The 18,225-nt window shown below is 73.1% G+C and carries 9 protein-coding genes; 5 read left to right on the forward strand and 4 right to left on the reverse strand.

What is annotated here, in order from left to right:
* The first annotated feature begins 168 nt into the window (after positions 1–168).
* Positions 169–6,162 carry an AAA family ATPase gene (locus WMF33_RS32775; RefSeq protein ID WP_437332316.1) on the forward strand — a complete coding sequence of 1,998 codons (5,994 nt, stop codon included), beginning with the start codon at positions 169–171 and terminating at the stop codon, positions 6,160–6,162.
* A 145-nt stretch (positions 6,163–6,307) separates the two neighbouring features.
* Here the strand turns inward: WMF33_RS32775 and WMF33_RS32780 are convergent, their stop codons facing one another.
* Positions 6,308–6,967 carry a histidine phosphatase family protein gene (locus WMF33_RS32780; RefSeq protein WP_437332317.1) on the reverse strand — a complete coding sequence of 220 codons (660 nt, stop codon included), beginning with the start codon at positions 6,965–6,967 and terminating at the stop codon, positions 6,308–6,310.
* 265 nt (positions 6,968–7,232) lie between these two features.
* Between WMF33_RS32780 and WMF33_RS32785 the strand changes: the two genes are divergently transcribed.
* On the forward strand, positions 7,233–8,645 hold the full coding sequence (locus tag WMF33_RS32785) for a PQQ-dependent sugar dehydrogenase (protein WP_437332318.1): 1,413 nt from the start codon (positions 7,233–7,235) through the stop codon (positions 8,643–8,645).
* Between the two features lie 31 nt (positions 8,646–8,676).
* On the opposite strand, the gene WMF33_RS32790 is transcribed toward WMF33_RS32785, so the two are convergent.
* Positions 8,677–9,918, reverse strand: coding sequence for an MFS transporter (locus tag WMF33_RS32790; RefSeq protein ID WP_437332319.1), 1,242 nt, complete (start codon positions 9,916–9,918; stop codon positions 8,677–8,679).
* Positions 9,918–10,550: a TetR/AcrR family transcriptional regulator gene (locus WMF33_RS32795; protein WP_437332320.1), complete on the reverse strand. Its 633-nt coding sequence runs from the start codon at positions 10,548–10,550 to the stop codon at positions 9,918–9,920. The genes WMF33_RS32790 and WMF33_RS32795 overlap by 1 nt, the downstream gene beginning before the upstream one ends.
* Before the next feature lie 175 nt (positions 10,551–10,725).
* Between WMF33_RS32795 and WMF33_RS32800 the strand changes: the two genes are divergently transcribed.
* On the forward strand, positions 10,726–12,450 hold the full coding sequence (locus WMF33_RS32800; protein ID WP_437332321.1) for a trypsin-like serine peptidase: 1,725 nt from the start codon (positions 10,726–10,728) through the stop codon (positions 12,448–12,450).
* A 39-nt stretch (positions 12,451–12,489) separates the two neighbouring features.
* On the opposite strand, the gene WMF33_RS32805 is transcribed toward WMF33_RS32800, so the two are convergent.
* Positions 12,490–13,032, reverse strand: coding sequence for a GNAT family N-acetyltransferase (locus tag WMF33_RS32805; protein WP_437332322.1), 543 nt, complete (start codon positions 13,030–13,032; stop codon positions 12,490–12,492).
* 282 nt (positions 13,033–13,314) lie between these two features.
* Here WMF33_RS32805 and WMF33_RS32810 point away from each other — a divergent pair, with 282 nt between their 5' ends.
* Entirely contained in the window at positions 13,315–14,643 is a 1,329-nt protein-coding gene (locus WMF33_RS32810) for a ferritin-like domain-containing protein (protein ID WP_437332323.1), read from the forward strand.
* Between the two features lie 858 nt (positions 14,644–15,501).
* Positions 15,502–17,934 (forward strand): collagen-like triple helix repeat-containing protein, encoded by a 2,433-nt coding sequence (locus tag WMF33_RS32815; RefSeq protein WP_437332324.1) that lies wholly within the window; start codon positions 15,502–15,504, stop codon positions 17,932–17,934.
* The last annotated feature ends 291 nt before the right edge of the window (positions 17,935–18,225 follow it).

An 18,225-nucleotide genomic window follows, 5' to 3' on the forward strand; every position in this document is an offset into this window, starting at 1 on the left:
GCAGTATCGTTACGAACGGGACGGACGTCGGGGGCTGACGGGGGCGCGCAGCAAGCGAGCCGACGCGGCGCCGCACCGCCATTTGTCCGTGGCGAAGCGCTGCACTTTTGGCAACATCAGGCCCCACGTCGGCGCCTCGGGAGCCGCCCGGCTTTCGAAGATCTCCCTATGCCCCAGAGCTCACGCTACCTCGTGCTGGAGGTCCTGCACACCGGGGCAGATACGATCCTCTACCGAGCCAGGCGCGCGGAGGACGGCCGGCCGGTCGTGCTCAAGGTCCTGCGGCGCGACCACGCGAGCCCCCACGCCCTCGGGCGGCTCCACCACGAGCACGAGGTGGCGAGCGGGCTCGCCGCGCCCGTCATCGTCAAGGCGCACGCGATCGAGGCGTTCGGCGACCAGGTGGCGCTGGTCCTGGAGGACTTCGGCGGCCGCTCGCTCGACCTGCTCCAGCGCGGGCCGATGCCGCTCGAGCGCTTCTTCCCCCTCGCCCTGCGCCTCTCCGCCGCGCTCGCCGAGCTGCACCGGCACCACATCGTCCACAGGGACATCAAGCCCCAGAACCTGCTTTACAACCCCGACACCGGGGAGGTGAAGATCACCGATCTCGGGATCGCCTGCACCTCGCCCCGCGGGCCGGAGGACCTCGCCCACGACGCGCTGATCGCGGGGACGCTCGCGTACATGGCGCCGGAGCAGACCGGCCGGATGAACCGCTCCATCGACGAGCGGTCCGACCTCTACTCCCTCGGCGTCACCTTCTACGAGCTGCTGACCGGCGCCCTGCCCTTCCAGGCGAGCGATCCCGTGGAGTGGGTGCATTGCCACATCGCCCTGACGCCGCCCCCGCCGCACGCGCTCGTCCCCTCGATCCCCCCGCAGCTGTCGGCGATCGTGCTCAAGCTCCTGGCCAAGGCCGCGGAGGAGCGTTACCAGAGCGCGCTCGGCCTGCAGCACGACCTCGACCGGTGCTTCGCCGACCTCCGGTCGCGCGGCGCCGTCGAGGCCTTCCCGCTCGGGCAGCGCGACGCCTCGGCTCGGTTCCAGATCCCGGAGCGGCTCTACGGCCGCGAGCGCGAGGTCGAGGCGCTGCTCGCCGTCTTCGAGCGCGTGGTGGCCCACGGCCGGCCGGAGCTCGTGCTCGTGTCGGGGTACTCGGGCGTCGGCAAGTCGTCGCTCGTCGCCGAGCTGCACCGGCCCGTCGTGCGCGAGCGGGGCTTCTTCCTCTCCGGCAAGTTCGAGCAGCTCAAGCGGGACGTCCCGTACCACGCCTTCCTCCAGGCGTTCCGCGGCCTCGTGCAGGAGATCCTGTGCGTGAGCGAGGAGGAGCTCGAGCGCTGGAGGCAGCGCCTGCGGGAGGCGCTCGGCGCGAGCGGCGGGCTGCTCGCCGGCGTGCTCCCCGAGCTCGAGCTGCTCCTCGGCCCGCAGCCGCCCGCGCCGGAGCTCCCCGCGGTCGAGGCCCGGCACCGGGTCCACGCGACGCTCCAGCGCTTCGTCGCGGCGTGCGTCCACGAGGAGCACCCGATGGTGCTCTTCCTCGACGATCTCCAGTGGGCCGACGCCGGGAGCCTCCAGCTGCTCGAGCAGCTCGTCACCTACGCCGAGGCCGAGCACCTCTTGCTGATCGGCGCCTTCCGGGACAGCGAGGTCGGCCCGGCGCACCCGCTCGCGCTCATGGTGGCCGACGCGCGGCGGCGCGGCGCCCTGGTCAGCGACATCGTCCTCGCGCCGCTCTCCGCGTCCGACGTCGGAGCGCTCGTCGCCGGCGCGCTCCACGCCCCGGCCGAGCAGGTCGAGCCGCTCGCCCAGCTCGTCCACGAGAAGACCGGCGGCAACCCCTTCTTCGCGATCCAGTTCCTGATCGAGCTGCACCAGGGGAGGCTCATCGCCTTCGACGCCGAGGCGGGCGCCTTTCGCTGGGACATCGCCGCGATCCGCGACAAGGGCTTCAGCGACAACGTCGTCGATCTGATGGTGGGCAAGCTGAAGCGGCTCTCGGCCCCGGCGCAGGACGCGCTCAAGCTCGCCGCGTGCCTCGGCAGCAGCCTGACGCTCGACACCCTCGCGGTGGTCGCGAAGCGCCCCGCGGCGGAGCTCTCCGAGGCGCTCTCGGAGGCCGCGCGAGAAGGGCTGCTGCTCCGCCGGGACGGCGCGTACCGGTTCGTCCACGACCGGGTGCAGCAGGCCGCCCAGGCGCTCATCCCGGCGGCGCAGCTCGCCGAGGTGCACCTCTGTATCGGCCGGCTGCTGCTGGAGGGGCGGAGCGCGGCGGAGCGCGAGGAGACGCTCTTCGACATCGTGGGCCACCTCAACCGCGGCGCCGCGCTCATCCGCTCTCCGGCAGAGCGGGCCGAGCTCGCCGCGCTGAACCTGCGCGCCGGCAGGAGGGCCGAGGCGGCGGCGGCCCACGAGACCGCCGCGTCCCTCTTCGCCGCGGGCACGGCGCTCCTCCCCGAGGAGCGCTGGGAGACGCATTACGAGCTCGCCTACGACCTCGGCCTGGAGCGCGCGCGCGCCGCGTACGTCACCGGCAGCTTCGACGAGGCCGAGCGGCTGCTCGCAGAGCTCACCGAGCGCGCCAGGAGCAGGGCCGAACGGGCCGCGGTCGTCGAGCTCGCCGTCACGCTGAACGCCACCCGCGGGCGACCCGCGCGCGCCGTGGAGATCGGGCTCTCGTGCCTCCGCGCCTGGGACATCGAGGTGTCGCTCCCCGTCACCGACGCACAGGCCGAAGAGGAGACCGAGGCCGTCTGGCAGCTCCTGGGCGACCGGCGCATCGAGGGCCTGCTCGATCTGCCCTCCATGACACACCCGGAGATCAAGGTCGCGATGGGCGTCCTCCGGGGCGTCATCATCCCTGCCTTCTTCGTCGACCAGAACCTGCACTATCTGCTCGTCGTGCGCATGGTCAAGCTCAGCCTGCGCCACGGCAACGCGGAGACCTCCGCCCAAGCGTATGCCGCCTTCGCGAGGGTGCTCGCCCCGAGGTTCGGGAGATACGAAGAGGCGTATCTGTTCGGCAAGCTCGCCTACGACCTGGCGGACAGGAGCCCCGTCCTCGCCACGAAGGCCTCGGTGTTCACGCTGCTCGCGCAGCAGGTGATCTTCTGGACACGCCACTACCGGGAGACCTTCTCCTATGCCCGACTCGGCTTCAACGCCGCGGTCGAGTGCGGCGACTGGAACAACGCCTGTTACAACTGCATCTGGGCAGCGGCGTTCCCGCTGCTCTGCGGCGAGCCGCTGGAGGACGTCCTCCACCAGACCGAGGACCGGATGGGGTTCGTGCGCAGGGCCGGCTACACGTTCGTTCATGGCGCCCTGCTCGGCGTCCGGTACCTCATCCAGGCGCTGCGCGGGCGGCCGGTCGATTTTCCGATGCTGGACGGGTCCAAGCTCGACCAGGAGGCCTTCGAGGGCTGGCTCCTCTCAGGGGCCGCGGGCAGCGCGCACAGCATGTACTTCAGCCTGAAGGCGCAGGCGCTGTTCGTCCTCGGCGCTCCGGGCGAGGCGCTCGCGGCCTCGTCCCGCCTGGTCGTCGATTACGACTGGAGGAACGACGCGCACGCGCTCGTCGTCGAGAGCTTCTATGTCCACGCGCTCGCGCTCGCCGCGGTCTCGGACGAGGCGTCGCCGCCCGAGGAGCTCCCCCGAGCGCTGCTCGACTGCGAGCGGCAGCTCGGCGAGTGGGCGGAGAGCTGTCCTCCGAACTTCCTCCACAAGCACGCCCTCGTCTGCGCCGAGATCGCCCGGCTCCGCGGGCGGGAGGGGGAGGCCGTCCGGCGCTACGAGCAGGCCATCGCGTCGGCGCGCGAGCACGGCTTCGTCCAGCACGAGGCGATCGCCTGCGAGCTCGCCGCGGGGTTCTACCGCGCGCGCGGCCTGTCCACGCCCGCCGACGCTTACCTGCAAAAGGCCCGCGCCGCCTACTTCCGCTGGGGCGCCCACGCCAAGGTGGAGCAGCTCGACCAGCGCTATCCCTTCCTCGTCGAGCGCAAGCCGATCGCGCCCACGGTCACCTTCGCCGTGCGGGCCGAGCAGTTCGACGTCCTTTCGGTGGTCAAGGCCGCGCAGAGCATCTCCGGCGAGCTCAAGCTCCCGCGCCTGCTCGAGATGCTGCTGCGCATCGTGGTCGAGCACGCGGGCGCCGAGGAGGGCTATGTGCTCCTCGTCCGGGAAGATCGCCTGTCGACCGCGGCGGCGATCGCGGCGTCCGGCGGCGCGGCGCGGCTGCTCGACGCGGGCGAGGCGGAGGCGGCGGCGCTGCCGCGGTCCATCCTCAACTACGTTCGTCGCAGCCATGAGCGCGTGCTCCTCGACGACGCCGCCGCCCGGCACCCGTTCTCGGAGGACGCGTACTTCGCCCGGAAGCAGCCGAGGTCGGTGCTGTGCCTCCCCATCGTGCGGCAGGCCCGCTTGCTCGGCCTGCTGTACCTGGAGAACAAGCTCGTCGCCGGCGCGTTCACCCCAGCGCGGCTCAGCGTGCTCGAGCTGCTCGCCTCGCAGTCGGCCATCTCGCTGGAGAACGCCATGCTCTATTCCCAGGTCGAGCAGGAGAACGCCGAGCGCCGGCGGGCGGAGCAGGCGCTCCAGGCGAACCAGGCCACCCTCCAGGCGATCGTCGACAACTCGGCCGCGGCCATCTACCTGAAGGACCGCGAGGGCCGGTACGTGCTCGTCAACCGTCAGGCGGGCCACCTCGTGCGCCTGCCGCGCCAAGAGGTCCTCGGAAAGACCGACGCCGAGCTCTTTCCTGGGCCGACCGTCGGGGCCCTCCAGGACAACGACCGGCGCGTGCTCGACGCGGGCGAGCCGCTGGAGTGCGAGGAGGAGGTGCTGCTGGCGGACGGACCGCGCACCTTCCTGTCGGTCAAGTTCCCGCTCGGCGAGGGGGTCATGTCGGGCGTGCTGTGCGGCATCTCCACCGACATCACCGAGCGCAAGCGGGCCGAGCGGGCCGAGCGCTTCCTGGCCGAGGCGAGCCGCAGGCTGATGGCCCTCGGCTACAGCGCGACCCTCGAGAGCGTGGCCCAGCTCGCGGTCCCCGAGCTGGCCGACCGGTGCGTCGTCGACATGCGCCTCGATCCCGACGCCCCGGGGCACACGGCCATTGCAGGCGTGCCCGCGGAGCTCGTCGACGCCGTGAGGGACGCGGTGCGGCCCCTGACGACGGCGGCGCCGGCGCCGCCCGAGGTCGGCGACCTCGGCGCCGCGCCGCTCCTCGGGCAGCTCGGCGTTCACGCCTTCATCCGGGTTCCGCTCCTCGCGCGCGACCGCTGCTTCGGGGTCATGCTCCTGCTGCTGATGGGGCCTCAGCGCCGTTACGGCCCAGCCGACCTGTGGCTGGCCGAGGAGCTGGGCGCCCGCGCGGCGCTGGCGCTCGACAACGCCCGTCTGTTCGCCGAGGCCCAGCAGGCGATCGAGCGGCGGGACGAGTTCCTCCTCGTCGCTTCGCACGAGCTCAAGACCCCGCTGACCTCGCTCAAGATGCAGGCGCACCTCATCGAGCGGCTGCTGCGGCGCTACCAGCGCTCCGAGCTCGCCCCCGAGCGCCTCGACGCGGCGCTGCAGGTCTTGAATCGGCAGATCGCGCGGCTCGCGCACCTCGTCAACGAGCTGCTCGACGTGACGCGGCTGAGCGCCGGGCAGCTGACGCTCGCGCGCGCGCCGGTCGATCTGGCGGCCCTGGTGCGCGAGATCGTCGAGCGGATGAGCCAGCAGCTCGCCGACGCCCGCTGCGGCGTCCAGCTCGATCTGGACGAGGCCGTGGTCGGGCGCTGGGATCCGTCGCGCATGGAGCAGGTCCTCATCAACCTCCTGTCGAACGCGATGAAATATGGCGCCGGCGGCCCGATTCACGTCATGGTGCGCGGCCAGGCCGATCGGGCCCTGCTCGTGGTCCGCGATCACGGTATGGGCATCGCGGAGGCGGATCAGGCGAGGATCTTCGAGCGCTTCGAGCGCGCGGTGTCGGTCCGGAACTTCGGCGGCCTCGGCCTCGGGCTCTACATCGTCCGATGGATCGTGACCGCGCATGGCGGCACCATCCGCGTGGAGAGCGAGCCGGGCGCCGGCGCCACGTTCATCGTGGAGCTCCCCTTGAACGCGGCCGAGGCGGAGACCGACACGGACGGCCTGGGCGCCGCGCGCCCGCCGGCGTGATGCGTTCGGCAGAGATCGATCTCGCCGACAGGCCAGCTTCGCGGCCGTCGCGGCGGCGCACGCCCTGAGCTCTCGCCGGCTCTCCGTGGTCGGACGTCTGAGCGCCCGAGTCCGTCGTCTGGCGCTCCGGCGCCGCCGCCGCGCCTCACGCCGGAGGCGCGGAGAGCGCCTCGACCAGCGCGTCGCCGAGGTGAGCGGCGTCGTTCCAGACGACGACGCGATAGCCGCTCTTCGGGTCGTGCTCGATCAGCGAGACGCCCGTGTTCGCCGGCACCTGGAGCGCCTTCAGCCCGCTCCCGTCCATCTGGAGCATCCGCCCGACCGCGGTCTTGATGGCCGCGCCGTGGGAGACCACCCCGACCGCCTCGCCGGCGTGCCGCGCCGCGATCCGGTCGAGCGCGCGCAGCATCCGATCGCCGAGCTCCGCGTATGTCTCGCCGCCCCCGCGCCGGACATCGACGCCGCTCCGCCATGCGGCCCACTCCTCCGGGAAGCGCGCCTGCACCTCGCCGCGGCTGAGCCCCTGCCAGGCGCCGAGGCTCACCTCCCGCAGCGCAGGGTCCGCGGCCGCCCGGAGGCCCAGCGCCGAGGCGAGGCGCGCCGCCGTCTCCTCGGCGCGCTCGAGGTCGGAGCAGTAGACGGCCGCGAGCCGGAGCCGCGCGCCGGCGAACCGCGCCGCGAGCCGCGCGGCCTGCTCGCGCCCCCGCGCGTTGAGCCCGCGCCCCGCCTGTCCCTGGAACACCTGCGCGCGGTTGTCGTCGGTCTCCCCGTGCCGGATGAGCATCAGCTTCGTTGTGGCGTGCACGATGGGCCGCACTGTAGCAGGGCGCGCGACGCTCGGCGGCGCGGCGCGCCGGCGTGCCTTTCTGCCACGCGCAGGCCGGCGCCGAGCCATCGTGCCACATCGCGCGGGTAGCCAGTTTGTAAGAGGTCCTCGCTTACCCGCTGGCCGCCCAACAGGTACGCGGCGTGCTTCGGTCCTCGCCCGAACAAGGTCATCCAGCGAGGGTTCCGGGCGGCGGGCGCTCCCCGACGCACCCGGGGCCTCTCTTGCGGAAAGGGTCGCTCGCATGAAACGGCAATTTGCGCCTTTGCTCATCCTGTTCCTCGTCGCGGCGTGCGGCGAGGAAGGCGGCGTTCAGCCCGCCGACGTCCAGGCCGGCTCCGGAGGGAGCGGCGGCGCGCCATCGGATCAGGGCGCGCAGGCAGGAGGGGGCGGCCAGGGCGCAGGCGGCGGCAGCGGCGGCGAGGGTGGCGGCGGCGAAGGCGGCAGCGACGGCGAAGGCGGCGGCGGCGGCGAGGGCGGCAGCGGCGGCGCTGGGGGGTACAGCCCGGAGAACGACAACACCTTCCGGCCCGAGGAGCGGCCGTTCTCCGACGAGCTGCTCGAAAAGCTCAAGACGAAGCCGGGGTTCACGATCAGCGTGTTCGCGAGAGGGGCCGACAATGCGCGCATGATGGAGCTCGCCCCCGGCGGCGGGGTGTACGTCACGCGGCCGACGACCGGGGACGTGCTGCTCCTGCGCGACACCGACGGCAACGGGGCGGCGGACGAGTCGACGAAGGTGTTCACGGGGGGTCCGGGCTTCGAGACCCTGCACGGCATCGCGCTCGACGCCGAGCGCGACACCATGTACCTGGCGACAGCGACGAGCCTTTACGCCGCCCCCATCGACGGCGACGGCCGCCTCGGCGACGCGTCGACCTTGATCACCGATCTGCCCGACGGCGGCCAGCACGGCAAGCGCACGATGCGCTTCACCCCGGACGGGACATCCCTCCTGTTCTCGGTGGGCAGCAGCTGCAACGCGTGCGCCGAGACGAACCCCGAGCACGCCGCCCTGCTGCTCATCGACCCATCGCTCGGCCCCCAGACGCAGCAGGACCGCACCGTCTTCGCCAAGGGCCTGCGCAACACCATCGGCTTCGACTGGTACCCGGGCACCGACGAGCTCTGGGGCATGGATCACGGCAGCGACCAGCGCGGCAACGTCGTGCCTCCCGAGGAGCTCAACCGGCTCGTCGAGGGCAACAACTACGGCTGGCCTTATGTGTACTCGAGCGGCCCCGGCGAGCGGGGGCTCGATCCGATCATGGACGACCCGCCCGACACGACGAAACAGGAATACGCCGCCGCCACCGAGCCCGCGGTGCTCATCTACGACGCGCACAGCGCGCCCATCGATTTCCGCTTCTACACGGGCGACCAGTTCCCGGCCGAGTACAAGAACGACGCGTTCGTCGCGATGCGCGGCTCGTGGAACCGTTACCCGCCGGTGGGCTACAAGGTGGTGCGCGTCCTCTTCGACGACGCGACCCACACGCCGACGGGCTTCGAGGATTTCATCACCGGATGGCTGATCGAGGACGGCCGCGCGACCTTCGGCCGCCCCGCCGGGCTCCTCCAGATGCCGGACGGGTCTCTCCTCGTGAGCGACGACACGAGCGGCATCATTTACCGCGTCTCGTACACCGGTCAGTGAGGTAGGGCGCCCGAGCAGGGAGCCCGTCGCTCTAGCCCTGGGATGCCCCCTCGAGCGCGAGCTTCGACGTGAAGCGCGCGCTCGGAAACAGCAGGAATGCGAGGACCGGCGAGAGCGCCGCCAGGACGGCCGCCAGGCTGAAGTGCAGCGGATAGCCGAGGCGCCCCGCGGAGAACCCGCTCGCCGCCGAGGCGACCCCGGTGGCGATCACCATCGCGCTCGCCTGGAGGGTGTAATCCGTGGCGGCGCTCTCCCGATCGGTCCAGTCCATCATGCACGTGAAGAGCGCCGCCGTGGCCATCCCGCCGGCGAAGTGCTCGAACGCGCAGAGCGCCGCCAGCAGCGGCACCCCTGCCTCGGCCCGGGCGGCGTACGCGTACCCGAGCACGCTCGCCGCCTGGAGGACGGCGAAGCCGACCAGCGACGAGCGCCGCCCGAGCCGCAGCACCAGCGCCCCGCCGGCCAGCGCGCCGAGCAGCCCCGCGACGAACCCCACCGCCCCAAGGAGCCACCCGATGTCCGCGAGGGAGAGGCCGAGATCGGTGAGGAACGGCCGCAGCATGCCCACCGCGAAGGCGTCGCCGAGCTTGTACACGACGATGAGCGCGAGCACCTGCCGAGCATGAGGGCGCTTCCAGAACGAGGTGGCGATGGCGACGACCGAGGAGGAGCGAGCGCCCTCGCGCCCACTCGCCGCCTCGCGGGCGAGCAGCGTGGGAATGCTCAGCAGGGCAATCGACAGCGCCATGAGCGCGAAGGTGAGCCCCCAGCCCAGCCGGTCGAAGAGGACGAGCAGCGCCCCGCCGCCCACGATCATCCCGGCCCGATACCCGGCCACCTGGATGCCGTTGGCCAGGCCCCGCTCGCCCGGCGCCAGCAGGTCCACCGCCAGGCCGTCCGTGGCGATGTCCTGGGTGGCGGAGAGCAGATTGACGATCAGCACCGCCGCGAGCACCGAGGAGAGCCCCTCCCCCGGGTCCCGCAGCGCGAGCAGCCCGAGCGCCGCGATCGTGAGCCCTTGCAAGGGGAGGATCCACGAGCGGCGGCGCCCGAGCCGGGGGAAGAAGAAGCGATCGACGAGCGGCGCCCAGAGGAACTTGAGCGCCCACGGGAGCGCGAGCAGGGAGGCGAGCCCGATGCCCTCGAGCGAGATCCCCTGCTTGCGCAGGAGGACCGGGAGCGCCTGGGTGAAGAAGCCGAACGGGAGCCCCTGGCACATATACAGCGACGCCAAGAGCCCGAGACGTCGCCAGGACAGGTGGGGAGAGCGCATCAGCGGCTCGCCTTCCTGGCGGCGGAGGAGAGGCCGAGGAGCCCCGACGCCATCGCCCAGGTCGCGCCGGCGGCCGAGCCCGGGGGGATGAGATCGCGCGCCGTGGCCGCGAGCACGAAGTACCCCTGAATGGCGGCCACGATCGCCGCAGCCGCGGCGTCCACGTCGCCCCGCGCGCAGGAGAACACCCGCGCCCGCGCGCCGCGCCGCACGATCGCGGCGAGCTTCTTCACCGCGCCCTCGAGCGCGCCCGCGAACGCCTTCCGGACATCGGCGTCCCGGAGCGCCTCGCCGCTCACCCAGATCCAGCAGGCGAGCGCCCGCGGGTCGGCCCCCTCGCCCACCCGCAGGTGCGCGTCGATGAACGCGCGGAGCTCGGCCTCCGGATCGCCCGCCGCGGCGGCGAGCCGCCGCTCGATCCGACCCTCATGGTCCCGCGCGAGCAGCTCGACGGCGGCGAGCAGGATCTCTCGCTTGCTCTCGAAGTGGTAGTGGACCAGCCCCGGCGCGATGTGGGCCGCCGCGGCGACGGCCCCGATGGACGCCCCCTCGTAGCCGCGCTCCGCCATGACCTCCAGGAGAGCGCGCGCGATCTGGGCTCGACGTTCCGCGGTGTTCGAGGGGCGAGGCATCCTGCCGCTCCTGCGCTCGCTGGCGCCGGTTTATTGGTTGGTCGTACAACCAACTTATGGAGCGGCCTCAGCCGCGCGTCAAGGAGGGGCGCGGGCCGCTCGAGCAGGATCGCGCCGGGCGAGCTGCAGGGGCGGCGGGTAAGCTACGGCGTCTCGCCATCAAGGAGCTCGATCGATGACGTCGCGTCCTCTCTCGCTGATGATCGCAGGGCTGCTCTCCTGCGCCGGCCTCGTGTCCGCGTCCTGCGCGCCGTCGTCGCCCCCCGGCGACGCGGGCGGCCAGGGCGGCGGCGGGGCGGGCGGCGCTGGCGGCGAGGCCGGCGCCGGGGGCCAGGCCGGCGCTGGCGGCGAGGCCGGCGCAGGTGGCGAGGCCGGCGCTGGCGGCGAGGCCGGCGCTGGCGGCGAGGCCGGCGCCGGGGGCCAGGCCGGCGCCGGGGGCCAGGCCGGCGCTGGCGGCGCCGGCGGGAGCGGGCCGGGGGACGGGGAGTCCGAGCTCCTCTCGGGGCGGGACGAGGCCAGCGCGCCTTTCAGGGCGGTGGGCCGGCTGAGCGGCGGGCTCGGCTCCGGGGCCTGCACGGCGTTCCTCGTCGACCCCGCGGGGCGCCCCGACGCGCCGGCCCACGTGCTCACGAACGCTCACTGCACCCACGAGTGGGCCGCGGAGACCGCGGCAAACGCGGTGTTCGTGGACACCGAAGCGACCCCGGAGCTGCGGATGATCTTCAATTACTTCCGCGACACCGAGGGCGCTCAGGTGGAGGTGCCGGCGAAGGTGATCCGCTATGCGACGATGAAGGGCACCGACCTCGCGGTGGTCGAGCTCGACACCACGATCGGCGCCCTCGCGGAGCGCGGCGTCGTCGCGCTCGGGCTCGCGCCCTCGGCGCCGCCGCCGGGGGGGCGCGTGTCGGTGGTGGGCGCGCCGCAGCTCGACGTGGAGTTCCTGCGGCGCGCCCGCTGCAGCGAGGAGGGCACCTTCGATATCGTCGAGTATCGCTGGCACTGGTTCGGCGCGCACCGGAACCGCTGTGCCGACATCGCCAACGGCAGCTCGGGCTCGCCTTTGCTGGACGACGCGCAGCGGGTCTATGCGGTCGTCAACACCACGACCCTGGGGAGCCCGCCCGACGGCGACTGCTTCCTCGGCAGGCCGTGCGAGGTCGGCGCGCCCCCCGGCGTGTCGGTCGAGGGCGCGAGCTACGCCGTCGACGTCACCGGCGTGAGCGCCTGCTTCGGGGACGACGGCCGCTTCGCGCTGGATCGCGAGGGCTGCGCCCTCGACGCCGGCCGGGCGCTCGACGTGCTGACCTACCCCGCTCCCCGCGAGCGGCCGAGCGATCCGGCGACGGGCGCGACGAACACCTGGGAGGTGACGCTGGGCGCGCGGGACGCGCTCGGGTTCTTCCGCTACAAGCTGGGGCGCGCCGGCGAGGTCGACTGCCGCCGGCAAGAGGGCTACTCGGCGCCGATCAAGCTCGATTCCCAGGACCTGTCGGCCATCGCGCTGCCCGAGGCCGAGGGGGTCCACCTGCTCTGCGCGATCGCCGGCCCGACGGCGACGCCCGACGCCGCGTGGCAGCCGCTCTCGTTCCCCACGGTCGTCCTCACCACGATCGACACGACCCCGCCATCGCGCCGGCCCGCGCTCTCGCGCGGGGGCGACGCCGCCGAGGGCATGCGCGTCGAGCCGATCTTCTCCCTGCCGGAGCACGCGGATTTCGAGTACCGCTTCGGCCCCCCGGACACGACCGATTGCGACGATCCGGCGGCCGAGTGGCGCAGGTACCGGCGGATCCCCATCTTCCTCGACCCCCGCGACCTGCCGGCCCGGTTCTGCGTGCGCCCGACGGACTGGGTGGGCAACGTGGGCGAGCCGTTCGATTACCTGCTGCCCGAGTGAGCCGCGTCGCCCGCCCTCAGAGGCCGGACATCCTCGACGTCACGCCGGCCTCGGCAGCACGAACTCTTCCGCCGCGAGCCCCTTGAACACGGTCGGCCCCGTCCGGCGGAACCCCAGCTTCTCCAGCACCCTGACCGACGCGGTGTTCTCGAGCATCGCGTGGGCGACGAGGCTCGGGAGCCCGAGCTCCTCGAACGCATACCGGATGCACGCCGCGCCCGCCTCGGTCGCGTAGCCTTTGCCCCAGTGCTTCCGGAAGAAACGATATCCGAGATCCGCGAGCCCAAGCTCCTCGTGCCACCTCAGCCCGCACCAGCCGAGCTTCTCCCCCGTCTCCCGGTCCGAGGCGACGAACCGGCCCATGCGGAAGGCCTCGAACTGGTACGCGAGCCGCGCGATCACCGCGCGCGCCTCGTCCTCGCTGGCGAACGCAGGGTCGCCCGTGTAGCGGATCACCTCGGGATCGGCGTTCAGCTGCATCATGAACGGGACGTCGGAGGGCCGGTGGGGGCGGAGGCTCAGGCGTTGCGTCGTGAGGACAGCGGGGGTTTCGTCAGGCTCGTTCCTGTCGAGGGCGACCATCCCGCCATCTTACCGGGTCCGCCACGGCGATGCACCGCGGGGTCGGCCAGGCGCAGCATCGCGTCGGCTCCGGCCCGCGCGTGGCACAGCGCGGCCGCGGTCGCGCCTCGAGCCTGCGCGGCCGGCGCGTGGCGCGCCCGACGGCGGCCGCCCTCGTCGGGCTGTGCCGCGGGCGTCCGGTGCGACGACGATGTCAGGCCAGCGAGCGCTCGCCGTCCGCGCGAGCCTGCGAGCCCTCCGCGCTGTCCTCGCCGGCACAGAACTTGTTGAGTGAGGACGCATATGGCCTCTTCGAACCCCATCGACAAAATCCTGCTTCGTGTCCTGTCGCTCTCGCTCGCGCCCCTCGTCGGCGGATGCGGGATCGACACCAGCGTCTTCGAGCCCATCCCTTGCGCGAGCGGGGGGCGCACCCCGTACCTGGCGGGCGCCGAGCCCGGGGCTCCTGCCGATTACGTAGAGCTGAGAGTGATAGCGAGCCCGTCGGGCGCTGCGACGCTGAGCGCGCTCGAGTCGGTGGGCGAGAAGTGCTCCGGGGCGGCGGACAGGCCCGCATGCGAGGAGGAGATCGCGGCGGCCACGTCGACGAAGGGGTTCCGCCTCGGGGACTGCGTGGATTTTTGCCCGGAGCACATCCTGATCGTCAACACGGGCGACGAGGTGACGGTCCTCGATACGCCGGACGCGGTGAGGGCGTGGCTCGGCCCCGTGGACGCGCCCGCGGACGCGGTGCTCGCCGCGTCGCTGACAGGCTACACCGTCCGCTGCAGCAAGCCCGACGAGGGCGGCGTCCGGCCTGACGGCGACGCGTACGAGGTCCTCGCGACGCGGTACACGGCGACCTGCGCTCCGATCGAGCGCACGCTCTATGTGCTCGGGGTCGACGCGGGCGGCGGCGTGCAGGAGCTGGAGACCGAGGTGATCGAGTCCGAGTCCGGCGCCTGCGTCGGCCGGAGGCCGGCGGGGCTGCTGCGGGCCACCGGCCGGGGCGCGACGCCGGTGGGGGCGTATTTCGCGAACGTGGCGCGGCTCGAGGCGGCGAGCGTCTGGGCCTTCGATGTGCTCGGGCGCGAGCTCGCCCACCACGGGGCGCCGCGGCCGCTCGTGGAGCGGGCGCGCGCCGCCGGGCGCGACGAGGTGCGGCACGCGCGCGTGATGCGGCGCCTCTCGGCGCGTTACGGCGGCCGCTGGCAGCCGCCGCGGGTGGAGCCGAGGCCGGTCCGATCGCTGGAGGAGCTCGCGATCGACAACGCGACCGAGGGGTGCGTGCGGGAGACGTACGGGGCGCTGGTCGGCATGTGGCAGGGGCGCTTCGCGCGGGATCCGCTGGTCCGGCGCGTGATGACGCGCGTCGCGCGCGACGAGGCGCGGCACGCGAAGCTCTCGTGGGCGATCGACGTCTGGGCGCGGCCGCGGCTCTCGGCCGCCGAGCTGCGGCGCGTCGACGAGGCGCGGCGCGAGGCGCTTTCGGCGCTCGAGGAGGAGGCGCGGCGCGAGGTGGATCCGGCGCTCGTGGCCCACGCCGGGATGCCGGGCCGGGAGGCGGCGAGGAGGCTCTCGCGGAATTTCGCGGAGGCGATCGCCGCGGGCGCTGCGGGCGTGGGCGCCTAGCGGAGGCTAGCACCGAGCGAATCCGCGGTGCCTCTAGCGTTCGCCAGAGGCATCCGTCGCCAACCTAGAAATCCAGAGAACAAGAGAAGAGGAGCCACAGAGGCACAGAGGGCACAGAGAAGAAGAGGAGAAGGAGCTCTTTCTTTCTCTCTCCTCTGTGCCCTCTGCGCCTCTGTGGTTCATTTTTTCTCTTCGAACACCTGGCCCGCACGCCGAAGATGTATCCAGATAAGATAGACGCCAAGGACGCCTAGAGGGTCGACGTCCTCTCGTCTTGGCGCCCGCGGGTCCAAGCTCCTCTCGTCTGAGCACCGCGACGCGCGGGCCGCTGCTTCTCCAGGCATTCGCCGCGCGCTGGCTTCGTTCTGATTCCGCGACGCGCCCGGGCTCCGCGGGCGCGGCCGCCGCCCAGCGCTCCACGCATACGCGGCCGCGGATCGACAGGAGCCCTGATCGTCAAGCCCTCGGCAGGGGGCTTGGTGAGCCGCCCCCATCAACTTAGGATCGCTCCAGACACAGCGGGTTGGCGACTGGAGCCTTCGAGCGCTGGCGGCACCTGATTGCGCCACGCGTCGTGGCGTGGCCCGCAGGGTGTCGTATCGACGCATCGCCCTGGCTTTTCGTGCCGGCAATTGGTGGGACTTTCATCGAGAGGTCGGGGCAGGGCCAGGGCGGAGATCCGCCCTGGAGTCGCCCTTCGCCCGACTCGCTCGCCTGTGGGCTCCACCTGATCTGAACACGACTATCTGCGGAAATCGAGCGCATCAAAGCTCGAAATCGATAGAAAGGCGGACTCACATGCGAAAGTATCGAGCGAGTGCGGTTTCTGCTGGAATCGTCGCCGGGTTTGCGGGCGTGATGGCCAGCGCAGGCGTGGTCTGGGCCGCCGATTCGGATCAGGGCACGGCTGACGCCCATCTGAGCTACGCGTGCAAGCACCAGCACACTGGACAGCTCCGCAGCGTGGACAGCCCGGACCAGTGCCAGGCCTCGGAGGAGCTGGTGTCCCAGCCCCGCGGGGGTAAAGGCTTCGTGGGTCAGCAGTTCTACAAGGGCGAGCGCGGTCCCCAGGGTCCGCAGGGGCCCAAGGGCGAGCCAGGCCCGCAGGGGCCCATGGGGCTGCAGGGGCCCAAGGGCGAGCGCGGCCCTCAAGGGCCCCAGGGGCCGCAGGGGCCCAAGGGCGAGCGCGGCGAGCCGGGCGCGCCGGGGCAGGCGGGGCTCGTCGGCCCGCAGGGGCTCGTCGGCCCGCAGGGCATCAAGGGCATCGACGGCGTGCGCGGCCCTCAAGGGCCCAAGGGCGAGATGGGTCCTCAGGGCTTCAAGGGCGCTGACGGCGCGCGTGGGCCTCAGGGGCCCATGGGCCCCAAGGGCGAGCGCGGTCCGCAGGGGCCCCAGGGCCCGCAGGGGCCCAAGGGCGAGCGCGGCGAGCCGGGCGCGCCGGGGCAGGCGGGGCTCGTCGGCCCGCAGGGGCTCGTCGGCCCGCAGGGCATCAAGGGCATCGACGGCGCGCGCGGCCCTCAAGGGCCCAAGGGCGAGATGGGTCCTCAGGGCTTCAAGGGCGCCGACGGCGCGCGTGGGCCTCAGGGTCCCCAGGGCCCCAAGGGCGAGATGGGTCCTCAGGGCCCCAAGGGCGAGCGCGGTCCCCAAGGGCCCGCGGGTGCTCCGGGCGCCATCGGTCCCCAGGGCCTCAAGGGCGCCGACGGCGCCAAGGGCCTCCAGGGTGCCCAGGGTCTCAGGGGCGAGATCGGTCCTCAGGGCCTCAAGGGCGCCGACGGCGCGCGCGGTCCTCAGGGTCCCCAGGGCCCCAAGGGCGAAATGGGTCCTCAGGGTCCCCAGGGCCCCAAGGGCGAGATGGGTCCTCAGGGCCCCAAGGGCGAGCGCGGTCCGCAAGGGCTCCAGGGTCCTCAGGGCCCCAAGGGCGAGGTCGGTCCCCAGGGCCCGGCGGGCGCTCCGGGCGCCATCGGTCCCCAGGGCCACAAGGGCGTCGACGGCGCCAAGGGCCTCCAGGGTCCCCAGGGGCTCAGGGGCGAGATCGGTCCCCAGGGCCTCAAGGGCGCCGACGGCGCGCGCGGTCCTCAGGGTCCTCAGGGCCCCAAGGGCGAGATGGGTCTTCAGGGTCCGCAAGGCCCCAAGGGCGAGCGCGGCGAGCGCGGTCCCCAGGGCCCGGCGGGCGCTCCGGGCGCCATCGGTCCCCAGGGCCACAAGGGCGTCGACGGCGCCAAGGGCCTCCAGGGTCCCCAGGGGCTCAGGGGCGAGATCGGTCCCCAGGGCCTCAAGGGCGCCGACGGCGCGCGCGGTCCTCAGGGTCCCCAGGGCCCCAAGGGCGAGGTCGGTCCCCAGGGTCCGCAAGGCCCGAAGGGCGAGCGCGGTCCCCAGGGCCCCGCGGGCGTTCCGGGCGCCATCGGTCCCCAAGGCCACAAGGGCGTCGACGGCGCCAAGGGCCTCCAGGGTCCGCAAGGCACCAAGGGCGAGCGCGGTCCCCAGGGTCCCCAGGGTCCGCAAGGGCCCAAGGGCGAGCGCGGCGAGCGCGGTCCCCAGGGCCCCGCGGGCGTTCCGGGCGCCATCGGTCCCCAGGGCCACAAGGGCGTCGACGGCGCCAAGGGCCTCCAGGGTCCGCAAGGCACCAAGGGCGAGCGCGGTCCCCAGGGTCCCCAGGGTCCGCAAGGGCCCAAGGGCGAGCGCGGCGAGCGCGGTCCCCAGGGCCCCGCGGGCGTTCCGGGCGCCATCGGTCCCCAGGGCCTCAAGGGCGTCGACGGCACCAAGGGCCTCCAGGGTCCGCAAGGCACCAAGGGCGAGCGCGGTCCGCAGGGCCCGCAGGGTCCCCAGGGCCCCAAGGGCGAGCGCGGCGAGCGCGGTCCCCAGGGCCCCGCGGGTCCCGCGGGCACCGTCGGTCCCCAGGGCCTCAAGGGCGCCGACGGCGCCAAGGGCACCCAGGGTCTGCAGGGTCCGCAGGGTCCGAGGGGCGAGCGCGGCCCGCAAGGGCCCATGGGGTCGCCCGGCATCGCCAAGATCCGCGTGGTCTCGGTGACGCGCGAGGCAGGGCCGACGAGCGCGTTCGTCAACGTCAAGGCGCTCTGCAACGCGGGTGAGGTCGTGCTCAGCGGCGGATTCTCGATCTCCGGCGGAGCCCAGGCGACCAGCAGGGTGGTGGAGAACTCGCCGCTCGAAACCGCCGACGAGGGTCGCGCGGGCTGGACCTCGACCGCCGTGTTCGAGGGCGGCTACGGCAAGAAGGGGCAGACGGTGGCGCTGACCACGTTCGCGGTCTGCGCCGAGGTGCCCGAGCGCTGAAGGCGATCGACCGCAGGGCCATGCTCACGGGCTCGTGAGCCCCACCTCTCGACCAGCTGCCCCCTGTCCCCTTCACAACGGCCCTGAGGACAGGGGACAGCTGGCTCACCCCCTCAGCTTGCTCCTCGCGCACCGCACGCACGGCGAGAGGCCGCGCCCCGTCCCGCCGCCCAGCATGGCGGGACCGGCGAGCCCCCACCGTCGCGAGCCCACCGGTCACCGGTCACGAACTCGCAGCCTCTTCCCCCCCGGCGCGGACACCGACGCGCTGCGCCGCGCCACCACGGCGAG

Source organism: Sorangium sp. So ce394, from assembly GCF_051474665.1.
Classification (GTDB): domain Bacteria; phylum Myxococcota_A; class Polyangia; order Polyangiales; family Polyangiaceae; genus Sorangium; species Sorangium cellulosum_D.

Excerpts from the sequence above, each read along its gene's own strand:
- WMF33_RS32775 (WP_437332316.1), top strand. The coding sequence starts at position 169 with ATGCCCCAGAGCTCACGCTACCTCGTGCTGGAGGTCCTGCACACCGGG.
- WMF33_RS32785 (WP_437332318.1), top strand. The coding sequence starts at position 7,233 with ATGAAACGGCAATTTGCGCCTTTGCTCATCCTGTTCCTCGTCGCGGCG.
- WMF33_RS32790 (WP_437332319.1), bottom strand. The coding sequence starts at position 9,918 with ATGCGCTCTCCCCACCTGTCCTGGCGACGTCTCGGGCTCTTGGCGTCG.
- WMF33_RS32795 (WP_437332320.1), bottom strand. The coding sequence starts at position 10,550 with ATGCCTCGCCCCTCGAACACCGCGGAACGTCGAGCCCAGATCGCGCGC.
- WMF33_RS32800 (WP_437332321.1), top strand. The coding sequence starts at position 10,726 with ATGACGTCGCGTCCTCTCTCGCTGATGATCGCAGGGCTGCTCTCCTGC.
- WMF33_RS32805 (WP_437332322.1), bottom strand. The coding sequence starts at position 13,032 with ATGGTCGCCCTCGACAGGAACGAGCCTGACGAAACCCCCGCTGTCCTC.
- WMF33_RS32810 (WP_437332323.1), top strand. The coding sequence starts at position 13,315 with ATGGCCTCTTCGAACCCCATCGACAAAATCCTGCTTCGTGTCCTGTCG.
- WMF33_RS32815 (WP_437332324.1), top strand. The coding sequence starts at position 15,502 with ATGGCCAGCGCAGGCGTGGTCTGGGCCGCCGATTCGGATCAGGGCACG.